This is a genomic window from Bacillus cereus group sp. MYBK227-1, from assembly GCF_051916325.1.
Taxonomy (GTDB): Bacteria; Bacillota; Bacilli; order Bacillales; family Bacillaceae_G; genus Bacillus_A; species Bacillus_A cereus.
Genome location: NZ_JBQAGK010000001.1, coordinates 996,117 through 1,009,887, shown reverse-complemented (window position 1 = coordinate 1,009,887; position 13,771 = coordinate 996,117). Strand labels below are relative to the sequence as shown.

Sequence of the window (13,771 nt, the reverse complement as noted above, 5' to 3'; positions counted from 1 at the left end):
AACAAATACATTCTATTTTCATGTGAAAAGGAGCGAAAATATGTTTCCTTTATTAAAAACTGAAAGACTTATTTTAAGAGAACTTACCGAAGAAGATGCACCGCGTATACTACAATGCTTTTCTAATACTAATGTACTGCGCTATTATGGCCAAAAACCGTTACAAGATGTTGATCAAGTGAAACAAATCATTCATAACTTTAAGTTGAGTTACAATGCAAGAAACGGTATAAAATGGGGAATCGAATTAAAAGACAAGAAAGAACTCATCGGTACCATTGGTTTTCACGATTGGTCTTCTGAGCATAAACGAGCCAATATAAGTTATGCCTTTTTGCCTGAACACTGGGGACAAGGATATGCGACTGAAGCTGTTTCTGAGGTTATATCATACGGTTTCCATACGATTCATTTAAAGCGGATCGGAGCAATTGTATTTCTTGAAAATGAAGCTTCCAATAAAGTACTATTAAAATTAGGCTTTGAAAAAGAAGGCGTTCTAAAAAATTATATGTATCAAGATGACATTCCCTATGATACGAATTTTTATTCTTTATTAAAATCGGTTTAGTAGAATACATGTGTAAAAAACTTGTTTCAGTACAACAGTTATAGGTAGCGAATTTTTAATGACGGATGCGAAGTACTATACATTATAAAACATTAAAAAAGGGCTGTGAGTAAGCTTTTACTCATAGCCCTTTTTTATGTTCTTTTTCTGTTTTCGCAATGCTTTTGGTACGTATACGCAGAAAGGCTCACTTTCCATATAATCCCCCGTCATTGCATATGCTCTAGAACGAGATCCCCCACAAACATATCGAAACTCACAAACACCACACTTTCCCTTATACTTGTCAGGATTACGAAGATTTTGAAAAACAGGGGAGTTTCGATAGATTTCAGCTAGCGAATTTGTTCTAATATTCCCGGTTTTAATCGTCAATACCCCACTTGGATATGTTTCTCGGTATAAAGTTAAGAAATTAGGAATTTTTCATTACTCTAAAAATACGCTATTTAACTGAAGACTATTAAATTAAGTTTCTTAAAATTATATTTTTAAAGTCTTTCAACATCATTACCTCTTTTCTAAAACCATAAAGAACGTACTATCTGGTAGCGTAACAGCATTCCCAGACTCATCTGTAAACTCGATTTTCTCGCTAAGATGGTTTGTATATCCATCCTGCAAATAGTTCATAGCTTGAACGATATTTACTTTATCTCCAAAGATACCCTTTACGAAGTCCTTATAGTCGTTTGGCGTAAAAATTCCAAACTGCTCCTGCACTTCATGAACAAAGGAATCCTCACCCCAAGTATACGTATATAAGAACTCCATTGCATCATTAACAGGCATTTTGACTGTATTGTCTGCAAGTACCTCATACTGGATTATACGCCCCTTAAATTCTTGGACATACTGCTCTAAGAACTTCATTCCGCCTGCATCTTTAAAACGAATCACCCGCATTAACCTTTTATCTTCGGTCATGATGCCATCACGAATGATAATACGGCCTCCTGGCTTTAACACCTCATAAGCACTCTGCAGCCCCTTTTTAATTACTTCATGATTAAATTTCCTACCTTCATACTCGATATAAGAGAACAGCTCATGAAGGATAGAAGAATATACAATCGTATCAACCGATTCTTTTTCAAATGAGCTGCTTAAATTGATTGCATCCCCTTTAATGACGTTCCAAGAACGCCCCTCGTCCTGCTTCTTCTTTTTCAACGTATCAATCACGTTTTCGGAAATATCGATACCGTAGATTCGTTTATCCTCGGTCTCTTCTTCAATCATGTCTAGCATGACACCACCACCGGCTCCGACATCTACAATCGTATCTCCCTTTATATAATCAAGAATAATTCGTTTATCATCAGCCGAGCTATTCATATGCTCCAGATACACTTCTTCGTTATGGAATCTATCATATGCATCCTTTCGTAACCCGAAGAAATCAAACAGCAGCACATTTGCCCGAGCATGCATCATATCTATCTTTTCTGCCTCTACACAGAAGGTAATTAACGCCTCACCTACAGCAGAAAACCGAAACGACACATACGCAGTCTTCATATCTTCATCGACTTTAACCTGAAAAGAAACATGCGTTGTATTCGGTTTCTCGTTCTCACGGTACTCCCGTAGATACTTCTCAATAACTCGCTTACGATACACGTTGTCCTTTTTTTCGCCTTTGAAATCATAATGTAGCTGCTGCATCAATTTCTCGAAATGTATATGCTGAACTTTTCTAGTGCCTATCTCATTCTTTAACATAACAAAAACTGTCCAAATATCCTCAAAGCTAAGAGCATGCATAGAAGGTTCTACATACCACAAATCCTTATTAGATAGGAATGTTTGAACGTCACCCTTCTCGCTCCCCATAATTATATCTTTTTCAAATGCTGACTCCTTATGTTTTGGCGTGAGTCTATGTATACGAGAAGTAAATGGCTCCATATAACCATCAAACAGACCATCAATTGTAATCTTCACATCGTTCTTCACTTCACTCCACAAAGCTTTTGATACGCCCTCAATAATGCATTGGTTAAGATAGTATAGAATCTCCTTTAACCTAACGTCTCCGTATTCTTCTTTATATGTGTTAATTAAATCAACATGAGAGTCCAAACGAGCCTCCCCGCGTATATACTGCCCGATTAATCCATGTGTTCTAATTAAATCTTGAATAAACAAATACTCAGTAGAGTTTAAGTTTGTCTCTACACGTTCAATAAACTGAATATCACTAAAGATATCAGCAGAACCCTCGTTATGTACCAATAGATTAATCCCTTTTTTCTTCCATTGCTCCCGCTGTTTTAAAGATCCTACCTTTGCAAGCTCACTATACGTTAGTACCTTTTCAATAATACGATATGCTTCTTCATCTAAAGACAGTCCATCCAACACTTGCAGCGTACGGTATACATAGTACAACACCGCATCTGTTTTTAATGCACCAAGTACTTGTACATTCTCATAGTTTTGATGTATCTCCTCTGCCTCAATTAGATGCTTTAACCACGTAGGGATTGAAACAGAACTCCCTTCAATATATGTATTTAGAACTTCAATGCTTTTCAACTTATTTCCCCCCATATATAATCAATATCGGTAGTAAGATCTAGTACACCTTCTCCAAAAAGAGCATCACCTTATGTCCCTTCTCCTAAATACTACTACTTGCTTTTTACCATCTACATCTCTTTCGAATAAAAATGTATCAAACCCAGTCTTTTTATCGTGTAAAAGAGAGTTATAAATTCCGTTACTACCACGCCAAGGTTGTAACATATTTTTTGTTGATCTCTTATTTTAACTTCATTAGGAATTTCGGAAGATTACCTCTTAAATTGATAAACATATGTTGTGACAGAATCAACTGAAAATGGAAACGGCAAGCGGGTGCACTCCACTTACCGTTTTTTCATAGCTTAGTATGTATTTGAATTTCTTTTGCTTTCTCTTTTTCACCCTTCACGCGTACAATTAAATCATATGATCCGGATTTTGAAGCTTCAAAAGAAAGCAAACCTTCTTTTTGAGAAGTGATTTCTTCTTCATAAATAACCTTATCATCTTTTGTAACTTGTAATAAAATCGTACCTTCTTCAACAGCTGCTTCATAAGGGATTTCCACATTTCCTTTTTCAGCTTTAAGTGTTTGTACATCGTAATACCCTTGCAGAGAACCAATTTTTAAAGTCGTTTCGCCATTTTTTTGAACCTTTGTAACTTGTGTCGCTGTATTGCACGCGCTTAACAATACAACAAGAGTGAGAATCATAAATAAACGTAATGATTTCATAGAAATTCCCCTTTTTTATGTATATGTGAATTAAGATTCATTCTTTAACTATTTCAAAAACACCAACACCTAAAAAGAATCACTGCTTTTCTTCAATTTCTTTTTTAAATAATTTTTGAAACTCTAATCATTAAAAACCCTACTTTTTCTTACTTTAATTGTTTCTAAAATGTAGAAAAGAACCCCTAAACCAAATATATTTTCAGCATTAGAAATATTATTACCTAATTTAATAATAGGTACATTTAATCCGAATCTTTCGCTCCATTCCAAAGGCATATATCCTCTTTTACAGTTTATTAATATCCGGTTATCCATTGTACGAAAAGAAGTTTCGAAAAAATCAAATTCAACTTCTACTTCAGAAAGTCTTATCTCTTTTTCATTCATTAAAGAACCACGTACCATTCCAAATCCTTGTATCATATTTTCTTTAAACATACCTACACAATTATAATTTGAGTCATAAATAGCCCAATCATAGTTTTCAACTTCACTATGAAAATATGCAAGAGTTTCCCCATCCTTTGCTTCCAATCCAATAACTTGCTTGTTTTTTAAAAAAGGTAATTTTGAAGAAATTATATCAGTTGAAACCATAGTTGTTCCTACTATATAGGCCCCATCGGGAGTATATAAACCGTAATGTTTATTATTTTGAGGTAATTCTAGTAAAACATAAGTATCAATATCCCAAAACTTCAAATCATTTTTAGCTATATTCTCTTCTAATAAGTTCCCTTTTCTTAATTGCCAAAATCCAATCCCCCCAAAAACAAACGAAGCTATAACCATAAATATTATTTCTCCCCAATTAACATCACCCCAACTATTATACAGACAATATAATCCAAAGAGAAAAATCCCTGTCCCAATTAAACACTTAAACCGCCCCCTTTTTTTATAATACTCAAATAATTCCACACAAACACCTCTATCAATTCATCTTAATACCCCAAATTACCTTTTAAGTATACCAAGGACAAAATATATAACCTAATATTTTTTTATATAATTAAAAACAAACATAGTTACAGAAAGAAAATGCTTGTATGCTGCCTTGTATGCTATATTTCTATTCTTCTCTTTACTTAAACAAACTGCTCAATATTATTTGTTGCAACTTCTTATGAATGTGTAACTACAATTTTGCACTTCTCTTCTTTATATGCTAGGAACACCACCAAAGGATTTCCCGGTCCTCTGTAAAAAAACCTTACTTTTAAAAAGTAAGGTTTTTTGTATTTATTCATTAGTAATATAAGCATTCTTATAAGTATAAATACCACCAAATTGATGCTTTTCAATTCCTTTTACATAATCCTTTTGTACATATGCTGAGCCAATATGATAAAGCGGCGCCACCGCAGCATCTTCTAATAATACCTGCTCGGCTTCTCGCAACGCTTTCCATCGATTTTCCGTATCTAGTACAAAATCCGTTTTCGCTTTCTTTATTAATTCATCGTAACGAACATTAGAATAATTCATTTTATTATTCGGATTCCCTGTCGTAAATAACTCTAAATAACTAATTGGGTCTTTATAGTCAGGTCCCCAATTTGCCATAGTTATATCATAATCACCTATTTGTTCTAACTGTAATTTTTGCTTAAATGGCTGTTGTTTAATTTGTATCGTTAACCCTTGCAAATTCTTCTCTAAATCACCTTTTATGTATTCTGCCATACGTATTGCATTATCTTGTTCGAACGTTAAGAACTCTAGGTTTACTTGTTCTACCCCAAGCTCTTTTTTCGCTTCTTCCCAAAGTTTTTTTGCATTTTGCAAATCATATGAGGAAATATCTCCATTTTCTTTTCTAAAATCTTTACCAGTCACTTCATTTACATGACCAACTGGTACAAGTCCACTTGCAGGTTTTGCTCCGTTATTAATAAAGTGAGCAACGAAATCATCTTTATTTAACGCTAATGAAATAGATTGACGCACCTTTTTATTTGCTAACGCGTTATTTTTTTCATTAAAACGAAGCATAGCAATTCCAGGATCACTCGACATATGTAATTCCTTATTCCCTTTATACTTGTCTACAACTTGCGAATTAATAGGTACTCGATCTAAATCTCCGGCTTCATATAAATTTACAGCTGTCATTGTATCCTTTACGATATGAAAGTTTATTTCGTCTAATTTCACTTTCTTTCGATCCCAATATGTAGCATTCTTCTTTAATTGAAACTCTTGTTCATGCTTCCATTTTTCTAATACAAATGGACCGTTATATATGAGATTACTAGGTTCCAATGCATAATTGTTTCCTTGTTCGTTCAAAAATGACTCATGCTGTGGTAAGTATATAGGTAGTGCTAACAACTGTAAAAAATACGGAATTGACTGTTCGAGTTCAACTTCTAACGTATAATTATTTATCGCTTTAACCCCAAGTGCATCAAGAGGCATTGTTCCCTTATTGATCTCTTTCGCATTTTTTACATAAAAGAGCATGGACGCATATTGAGAGGCTGTTTCAGGGGTAATTGCACGTTTCCAAGCAAATGTAAAATCATTTGCTGTTACATTATCCCCATTTGACCATTTTGCATCTTTACGCAAATCAAATGTATATTTCTTACCATCTTCACTTCTTTTAAACGATCTTGCTACTGCTGGAATAGGCTGATCTTGATCATTTAATACATATAACCCCTCAAATATATTCTGCATAACGTGGGCTGATGTACCATCCATTGTTTTCGCAGTGTCCAGAGAAGGAATTTCTTCTGATACTGTTACATTTAACACTTGTTTTTTAACCTCTGTATCACTTTTATTCGCTTTATTATTACAAGCTGTTAATAATAAAGATGTAACAAGTGCCATTACCATTAAATGGCTCTTTTTTCGCTTCATGAGTTGTTCTCCTTAAATATAAAATATTATAAAGCGTAATATATTATAGCAGAAATACTAACAGAAAGATGCGACATTCTTTTGAATATTTATTCGTTCAAGAAAAAAGCTATCCTTTTAAAAGGATAGCTTTTTCAACTGCCACATAATTATCTATCTTTGCAGACCTCGTTTATAACGACGTGCTTCAAATATAATACGCTCTTCATCTAACGTTTTACATTCGCCATTCCAAACGACACGTTTTCCGTTAATAATTACATCGCTTATATCTTTACCACTCGCAGCATATACAAGGTGTGATAACACTTCATCTGCTGGTTGTAGATGCGGCTTGTTAGACGGGTCAATCGTAATAAAATCAGCACACTTACCAGCTTCTAGTGACCCTGTTTGTTTCATCCCGATTACTTCCGCAGCTCCTTTTGTCGCAAGAGAAAGAGCTGTTTCAACTGGTAATGCTGTTGCATCTTGGTGAATACCTTTTTGTAGTAAAGTCGCTATGCGCATTTCTTCAAACATGTCTAAATTATTGTTAGACGCAACACTATCTGTTGCAATTCCTACTTTTATTCCTGCTTCTAGCATCGCTTTTACATTCGCTATACCAGAACCTAGTTTTAAATTACTATTCGGATTATGAGCTACTCGAACGTCATGTTCTGCTAAAAATGCACGCTCATCGTCATTTAATACTACACCGTGTGCAATAACTGTTGGGCGTTTAAACAATCCGCAGCTCGCTGCATATTCTACTGGACGTTTTCCATATTGTGCTTCAATATCACGTACTTCACGCTCTGTTTCCGAAAGATGAATATGGACCATCGTTTGATTTTCTACTGCAATACGTGCGCATTCTTCTAACAGTTCTGTAGAACATGTATATGGACTATGCGGTGCAACCATCGTAGTTAACATGCCATTTTCTTTATAGTAACGCTTCACATATTTCTCAGCTTCTTCAATTGCTTTCTTTTCATCCTCTTTCGTTCCGAAGCTAAATAAAGTTCTTGAAACAGCAGCTCGCATTCCACTCCTTGATACCGTTTCCATAATTGCATCTTGATCTACTCCAATTGGATTAAACATGTCAGAAAATGATGTTGTACCACTTTTCACCATTTCAAGTAATCCTAATTCCGTACTAGCAACCGCAAGCTCTGGAGTAAACTGACTTTCAAGTGGCCAAATTCTCGTCTCCAGCCATGGTTGTAATAACATATCATCGCCAATACCTCTTAAGAGACTCATTACAACGTGTGTATGTGTGTTTACAAGCCCTGGTAAAACCCACTTTCCTTTCATGTCAATTACTTCATCTACTTCAAAATCATTAGCGAATTCTCCGCTCTTTACATCTATAATTTGATCATTTTCTACAATGATATATCCATTTTCTATCACTTCGTTTTGTTCATTCATCGTTACAATTGTAGCGTTTACATAAGTTGTTTTCAAAAGTATTTCCCCTTTCAACTCTATGAAGTTCCCTTTAATAAGTTACCACCATTATAGTAACTTATTAAAGATTAAGAGTCAAAAGATAATTTTAATTCTTTCGTTATTTTTCCCTTCAAAATGTTATATTGCTTTTCATTTGTATCTGCAAATGCTTCTTCCCGATTTGACTTTTCATCCATATAATTCAATTTCCCATTGAATTGAGTCTCTGTAAAATCAAATCTCTGCCCATCTATAAAGTTATAAAAGTGCCATACCTCTCTTACTTTTGTCTTTTTAATTTCTCCTCCGTATATGTCTTGAACGACAAGAGCTGTAACACCACATTGTCCCTTTGCTGGGTTTTCAATTGTCCACTTTGAACTCGTTTCAATCGACCACGATTTTATTAGTGCTTCATATATTCTTTTTTCCTTTACATCATCCATTCTAATCTTCCCCTACTATTAATAGTTTTACACATCATATTTCAAAAGAGGCAGTACACGACCCTTAAAGACAGTTGATGGTGTCTCTCCTATTAACTGTGCTCCCATTTTCAAGTAATATCCTTTTGCATTCGGATCACTATCAATTGTAAAACTTTTTAATCCTAGTTCATTGGCTTTTTCTATTACATACTCCCAAAGTATTTTCCCGTAACCTTTTCCTTTGTAATGAGGATGAATGTACAAGAAATCGAGAGCTTTATCATTACGTAAAAATGAGAAAAAACCAATCTTCGCATTATCGTTTACTAAAACATATACAAAATTATTTTTTATGTACTCTTCCGTAATTGTTAAATCTTCCTTACAAGCAAGTATGAATTCTTCACTATAATTCCACGTTGCTTTTGAATGCAGTGCGAGTTCACTTAATTCATTTGCTTCACTTAATAATGCTTCTCTTATCTTCATGATTCTTTTTCCTCACTTTCAATATGTACACTACTAAATTGATTCGGAAAGCACTTCAAAAAAACCTTTAATTTCCATAAAATAGAAATTGATTTTATAAATCTTTATTATAATCAGTACGATTTTCAACAATTTTTTTAAAGAAAAAGAACGCCATCCCTAAAAGTTGGCGTTCTCTTTTTCTAAAATTTAATCTTCAAGCTCACTCATTCGTTTTACTATTTCGTACGATACAAACCTATACAGTTTCTACTACCGCTTCAAGCATTGTTCCATTTTTAGCATAGTTCGTATGCCAAGAAAAAGCTTTTTCTAAAATATGAGGAGTTTGTCCACCTCTTATTTTTGCTTCTTCGTAATAAGCTCGTAGCTGTTCACGATACATTGGATGTGCGCAATTCTCAATAATAAGTTCCACTCTTTCTCTTGGCGCAAGTCCCCTTAAGTCGGCATATCCCTGTTCAGTGACGATAACATCTACATCATGTTCAGTATGGTCTACATGAGAAACGAAAGGAACGATACTTGAAATGTTACCACCTTTCGCAATCGATTTAGTAACAAAGATAGCTAGGCGAGCATTTCTTGCAAAATCACCAGACCCACCAATACCATTCATCATTTTTGTACCTAAAACGTGAGTAGAGTTAACATTTCCGTATATATCTAATTCTAATGCAGTATTAATTGAGATTAATCCAAGGCGACGAATAATTTCAGGATGATTGGAAATCTCTTGTGGACGCATCATTAATTTGTCACGATATTTTTCAAAGTTAGAAAATACTTGTTGCATTTTCTCTTCAGAAAGCGTGATAGAACAACAAGAAGCAAAATTGACTTTTCCAGCATCCATAAGATCAAAAACTGCATCTTGTAAAACCTCGGAATATACTTCTAAATCTTCAAATTCTGAATCTAACATTCCATGCAATACGGCGTTAGCCACTGAACCAATTCCTGATTGTAACGGCGCTAAACGATTTGTTAATCGGCCTACTTTGACTTCTTCTCGAAGGAATTCTATTAAATGCTGTGCCATAATAACAGTTTCTTCATCCGGAGGAACAATTGTCGATGGCGAATCCAATTGATTCGTAAACACAATTCCCTTTACTTTTTCAGGATCAATTGGAATACCGATTGTTCCAATTCGGTCATCTGTTTTCACAAGCGGAATTGGAAGCCTCTCCCCTTGTTTACCTGGTTCATATAGATCATGTAGCCCCTCTAATTGCGCGGATTGAGCCATATTCATTTCAATAATAATAGACTTAGCATTTAAGGAAAACGCTAAGGAATTTCCAATTGAAGTGGTTGGAATAATCATTCCGTCCTCTGTAATCGCAACCGCTTCCAAAATAGCGAAATCTATATCCAGGACGTCAGCACGGAGTAACTCTGCTGTATGAGACAAGTGTTGATCCACAAATAAAAAGTCTCCGTTATTAATTCCTTTTCGCATAGTAGCGTCAGCTTGGAAAGGTAATCTTTTCCCTAAAATTCCTGCCTCAGCAAATAATTTGTCTACATCCGATCCTAAAGAAGCCCCAGTATAAACATTTACTTTAAAAGATTCATCATTCTTAACTCGGTTTACAAGCGCAAATGGGACTGCTTTTACATCACCTGCACGTGTAAACCCACTTAAGCCTAAAGTCATTCCACTTTGAATCCAGGAAGCTGCTTCTTCAGGTGTAACTACCCGATCTTTTAGACGTTGATCTCTGATTCTATCTAAATTGTTCTCCATATGTAATCCCTCTCTCATTGAATATTCATAATTATTTTACACATTAACACTATCAAAATAGGGATTTTAGTATACAATGCCGAAAATTCAGACAGAACAGCAAATCTAGGTTCTAAAGCAGAAAAATTTAGAATCCTAGAAGTTTACGGAAATAACTAGCGTATGATTGACTAACTGGTACTCTCTCACCATTATCCATCGAAAGTACAAAAGTAGAATGGGTATCAGGATAAATCGCTTTAATATGATTAACATTTACAATAAACGAACGGTGACATCTAATAAATGAATCTTTCGGAAGCAAGTATTCGAATTCTTGCAGAGAGTATTTATGTGTTCCTGATAACTCTTCTGAATTCACATACGTCTTTTTATCTTTAGCCTCTAAATACATAACCTTTGAAAAAGGAACCGGAATCCAGCCGTCTGTTGTTTTTAAAGTAACAACTGACTTTCCATCCGTTAAAGCTGGATAAATTGCCGTCACGCACCCTTCAAGCTTTCCATTGTTTGAAAATGGTACAGCCATTCCATGATAAGGAATACCAAAAACATCCCGATTCATAAACTCAGATGTTTTTTGATTCATCACCATCGCTTTATGAGCAATCGTTCCTTCCTTTATAGGATCCCCGACACTAATCTTTAAATCAATTCGTTTACTTGGCCGATAGTAAATATATTCTTTCGTATTCGAAACAGCAATTGAAATTTCATCTGAAAATAGTTCCCCAACAACATCTAGTAATAAACCTAACGTTCTATCTTCCATTCTATTAACACCTCATTCACTATTATACTACTATTATGAACGAGCATCTGTTGCTTTATAAAAAGTTTAATTTTAAATTACTTTTAAAATTAGTTTTATTCACTATTACTTCGTTACTACAAAAAACCTCACTTCAGAAAAGTGAGGTTTCCTCTCATACAATATTTTTTTATTTTTTATTAAGTAAAGTGAATTTAAGAATTTATTGCCCCTATTTCTGTATAATAAATAATCCCAAACTACAAACAGTTTGGGATTATCTTTCTCATTTATTATGCGCATCTAACCACGAAATTAAATCTTTAAATACTTCATCCTTATTTACTTCATGAAACATTTCATGTCTACCATTTTCATATAAACGTAGTGTCACGTCTTTCACACCACATTTTTTATAGTTTTCATATACTTCTTTTACACCTTTCCCCATATCGCCAACAGGATCACGATCACCAGAGAATATATGTATTGGAAGATTCTTTGGCGTCTTCTTGTATTCTTCTAGTTTATTTACTTCTAATACACCAGAAAATAATTCTCGGTAAAAACTCGTCGTACAAATGAAACCACATAACGGATCCGCAATATATTTATCAACTTGATTATTATCTGAAGATAACCAATCAAATTTTGTACGATTTGGCTTAAAGTTCGAATTGAAGTTTCCGAAAGATAAAAAGTTTAACATTGGACTTTTCGTTTTTGCCCCACGCAATTTCATTTCGATTGTTGCTACTTTATGACCAATAGCTCCTAAAAGCCCTGGATTTCCACCTGTTCCTGAAATCAGAAATCCATCATATAATTCGCCTCTAAGTTGTACAGCACGTCTTGATAAAAAAGAACCCATACTATGTCCAAGTAAAAACAAAGGACTTGACTGCTCTTCTTTTATCTTTTCTGAAACAAAGATAACATCCGATACAACTTGATTCCAGCCTATATTTGGTTCAAAATGACCATAATCTTCTTCTTTTTTTACTGTTTTCCCATGTCCTTTATGATCATGCGCATAAACACCATACCCTGCTTCCAATAAAGCATCTACAAATTCTGTATACACCCCTGCATGCTCTGTCATGCCATGTGCAATTTGAATAATTCCTCTCGGATCTCCTTCTGGTAACCACTTACGCAAATAAATTTCCGATCCATCCAATGCCGTAACGAAACTTTCCTGTACATTCATTTCGTCAGCCCCCAACTCTATTATGTATAGCTTTAAGAAAATGAATATCCATTCACTTTTCTTATTTTATATTATATGTAATTGCTTTCATTATGACAAATGATGTATTTTTCAGACTTGCTTTTAAACTAATTTCTTGACGAATCCAAAATAAAATTATATAGTTACTTACATAAAGTAACTATATAATTTTTAGGAGGTTCCTACTATTATGATGCCATCATTATTTTTAGCACATGGTTCGCCTATGCTCGCTATTCAAGATACAGACTATACACGATTTTTAAAAACACTTGGAGAAACATATAAACCGAAAGCAATTGTTATTTTCACTGCTCATTGGGAAAGTGAAGTATTAACGATTTCCTCATCAGATAACGAGTATGAAACAATTTATGATTTTGGAGGTTTTCCCCCTGAGTTATACGAAATCAAATATCGTGCGAAAGGCTCTTCTCATATTGCATCTATTTTAGAAACAAAATTTAAGAACAAAGGTATTTCAGTCCATCATAATATGACGAGAGGTTTAGATCATGGTTCATGGACACTCCTGCACCGCATGTATCCAGAAGCAAATATTCCTGTCGTGCAAATATCAGTCAATCCATTCCTTTCTGCAAAAGAACAATTTGAAATTGGAGAAGCACTTAAAGGACTCGGACAAGAAGATATTTTAGTAATCGGGAGTGGCGTTACCGTTCATAATTTACGAGCACTGAAATGGAATCAAACTACACCTGAAAAATGGGCAATTGAATTTGATGATTGGATTATTAAACATATGCAGAATAACGATAAAGATGCATTGTTTAATTGGGAGAAAAATGCTCCTCATGCACAATTAGCAGTACCAAGAGCAGAACATTTTGTTCCTTTATTTATCGCTATGGGAAGTGGTGAAAATAGCGGTGAAGTCATTCACCGTAGTTACGAGCTTGGTACATTAAGTTATCTTTGTCTTCGATTTTAAAGAAAAGGATG

The 13,771-nt window shown here is 34.5% G+C and carries 12 protein-coding genes and 1 pseudogene; 2 read left to right on the top strand and 11 right to left on the bottom strand.

What is annotated here, in order from left to right; genetic code table 11:
* Window positions 1–40: 40 nt before the first annotated feature.
* A complete protein-coding gene (locus ACTFRM_RS05435) occupies window positions 41–571 on the top strand; it encodes a GNAT family N-acetyltransferase (RefSeq protein WP_000484224.1) in 531 nt (176 codons plus the stop codon).
* Between the two features lie 117 nt (window positions 572–688).
* Here the strand turns inward: ACTFRM_RS05435 and ACTFRM_RS05430 are convergent.
* The 11 genes and pseudogenes from ACTFRM_RS05430 to ACTFRM_RS05380 all read right to left on the bottom strand — a co-directional run.
* Window positions 689–964: pseudogene (locus tag ACTFRM_RS05430) on the bottom strand (SPASM domain-containing protein); the annotation flags it as partial.
* A gap of 117 nt (window positions 965–1,081) precedes the next feature.
* On the bottom strand, window positions 1,082–3,127 hold the full coding sequence (locus ACTFRM_RS05425; protein WP_440043114.1) for a class I SAM-dependent methyltransferase: 2,046 nt from the start codon (window positions 3,125–3,127) through the stop codon (window positions 1,082–1,084).
* Window positions 3,128–3,455: 328 nt separating this feature from the next.
* The gene (locus ACTFRM_RS05420; protein WP_000838922.1) at window positions 3,456–3,836 is read right to left on the bottom strand and encodes a BA_1872 family lipoprotein; all 381 of its coding nucleotides are present in this window, start codon (window positions 3,834–3,836) and stop codon (window positions 3,456–3,458) included.
* 123 nt (window positions 3,837–3,959) lie between these two features.
* Window positions 3,960–4,760 (bottom strand): ABC transporter ATP-binding protein, encoded by an 801-nt coding sequence (locus ACTFRM_RS05415; protein ID WP_440043112.1) that lies wholly within the window; start codon window positions 4,758–4,760, stop codon window positions 3,960–3,962.
* 321 nt (window positions 4,761–5,081) lie between these two features.
* The gene (locus tag ACTFRM_RS05410) at window positions 5,082–6,710 is read right to left on the bottom strand and encodes a peptide ABC transporter substrate-binding protein (RefSeq protein WP_173600615.1); all 1,629 of its coding nucleotides are present in this window, start codon (window positions 6,708–6,710) and stop codon (window positions 5,082–5,084) included.
* 153 nt (window positions 6,711–6,863) lie between these two features.
* Window positions 6,864–8,189, bottom strand: a complete 1,326-nt coding sequence (locus tag ACTFRM_RS05405; RefSeq protein ID WP_173600616.1) for a bifunctional S-methyl-5'-thioadenosine deaminase/S-adenosylhomocysteine deaminase — start codon at window positions 8,187–8,189, stop codon at window positions 6,864–6,866.
* Between the two features lie 53 nt (window positions 8,190–8,242).
* Window positions 8,243–8,602, bottom strand: a complete 360-nt coding sequence (locus tag ACTFRM_RS05400) for a YunG family protein (RefSeq protein WP_000342907.1) — start codon at window positions 8,600–8,602, stop codon at window positions 8,243–8,245.
* Window positions 8,603–8,629: 27 nt separating this feature from the next.
* The gene (locus tag ACTFRM_RS05395) at window positions 8,630–9,073 is read right to left on the bottom strand and encodes a GNAT family N-acetyltransferase (protein WP_000701899.1); all 444 of its coding nucleotides are present in this window, start codon (window positions 9,071–9,073) and stop codon (window positions 8,630–8,632) included.
* Window positions 9,074–9,311: 238 nt separating this feature from the next.
* On the bottom strand, window positions 9,312–10,826 hold the full coding sequence (locus ACTFRM_RS05390; RefSeq protein WP_000429812.1) for an acetyl-CoA hydrolase/transferase family protein: 1,515 nt from the start codon (window positions 10,824–10,826) through the stop codon (window positions 9,312–9,314).
* Window positions 10,827–10,953: 127 nt separating this feature from the next.
* Window positions 10,954–11,598 (bottom strand): LytTR family DNA-binding domain-containing protein, encoded by a 645-nt coding sequence (locus tag ACTFRM_RS05385; RefSeq protein ID WP_000390211.1) that lies wholly within the window; start codon window positions 11,596–11,598, stop codon window positions 10,954–10,956.
* Between the two features lie 265 nt (window positions 11,599–11,863).
* Window positions 11,864–12,787 carry an alpha/beta hydrolase gene (locus ACTFRM_RS05380; RefSeq protein WP_001102581.1) on the bottom strand — a complete coding sequence of 308 codons (924 nt, stop codon included), beginning with the start codon at window positions 12,785–12,787 and terminating at the stop codon, window positions 11,864–11,866.
* 211 nt (window positions 12,788–12,998) lie between these two features.
* Here ACTFRM_RS05380 and ACTFRM_RS05375 point away from each other — a divergent pair, with 211 nt between their 5' ends.
* Window positions 12,999–13,760 carry a DODA-type extradiol aromatic ring-opening family dioxygenase gene (locus tag ACTFRM_RS05375; protein ID WP_000982899.1) on the top strand — a complete coding sequence of 254 codons (762 nt, stop codon included), beginning with the start codon at window positions 12,999–13,001 and terminating at the stop codon, window positions 13,758–13,760.
* Window positions 13,761–13,771 lie beyond the last annotated feature (11 nt).

What these genes read in the sequence shown, in the direction of transcription:
- ACTFRM_RS05435 (WP_000484224.1), top strand. Translation starts at nt 41, where the DNA reads ATGTTTCCTTTATTAAAAACTGAAAGACTTATTTTAAGAGAACTTACC.
- ACTFRM_RS05390 (WP_000429812.1), bottom strand. Translation starts at nt 10,826, where the DNA reads ATGGAGAACAATTTAGATAGAATCAGAGATCAACGTCTAAAAGATCGG.
- ACTFRM_RS05395 (WP_000701899.1), bottom strand. Translation starts at nt 9,073, where the DNA reads ATGAAGATAAGAGAAGCATTATTAAGTGAAGCAAATGAATTAAGTGAA.
- ACTFRM_RS05425 (WP_440043114.1), bottom strand. Translation starts at nt 3,127, where the DNA reads ATGGGGGGAAATAAGTTGAAAAGCATTGAAGTTCTAAATACATATATT.
- ACTFRM_RS05410 (WP_173600615.1), bottom strand. Translation starts at nt 6,710, where the DNA reads ATGAAGCGAAAAAAGAGCCATTTAATGGTAATGGCACTTGTTACATCT.
- ACTFRM_RS05400 (WP_000342907.1), bottom strand. Translation starts at nt 8,602, where the DNA reads ATGGATGATGTAAAGGAAAAAAGAATATATGAAGCACTAATAAAATCG.
- ACTFRM_RS05420 (WP_000838922.1), bottom strand. Translation starts at nt 3,836, where the DNA reads ATGAAATCATTACGTTTATTTATGATTCTCACTCTTGTTGTATTGTTA.
- ACTFRM_RS05380 (WP_001102581.1), bottom strand. Translation starts at nt 12,787, where the DNA reads ATGAATGTACAGGAAAGTTTCGTTACGGCATTGGATGGATCGGAAATT.
- ACTFRM_RS05375 (WP_000982899.1), top strand. Translation starts at nt 12,999, where the DNA reads ATGATGCCATCATTATTTTTAGCACATGGTTCGCCTATGCTCGCTATT.
- ACTFRM_RS05385 (WP_000390211.1), bottom strand. Translation starts at nt 11,598, where the DNA reads ATGGAAGATAGAACGTTAGGTTTATTACTAGATGTTGTTGGGGAACTA.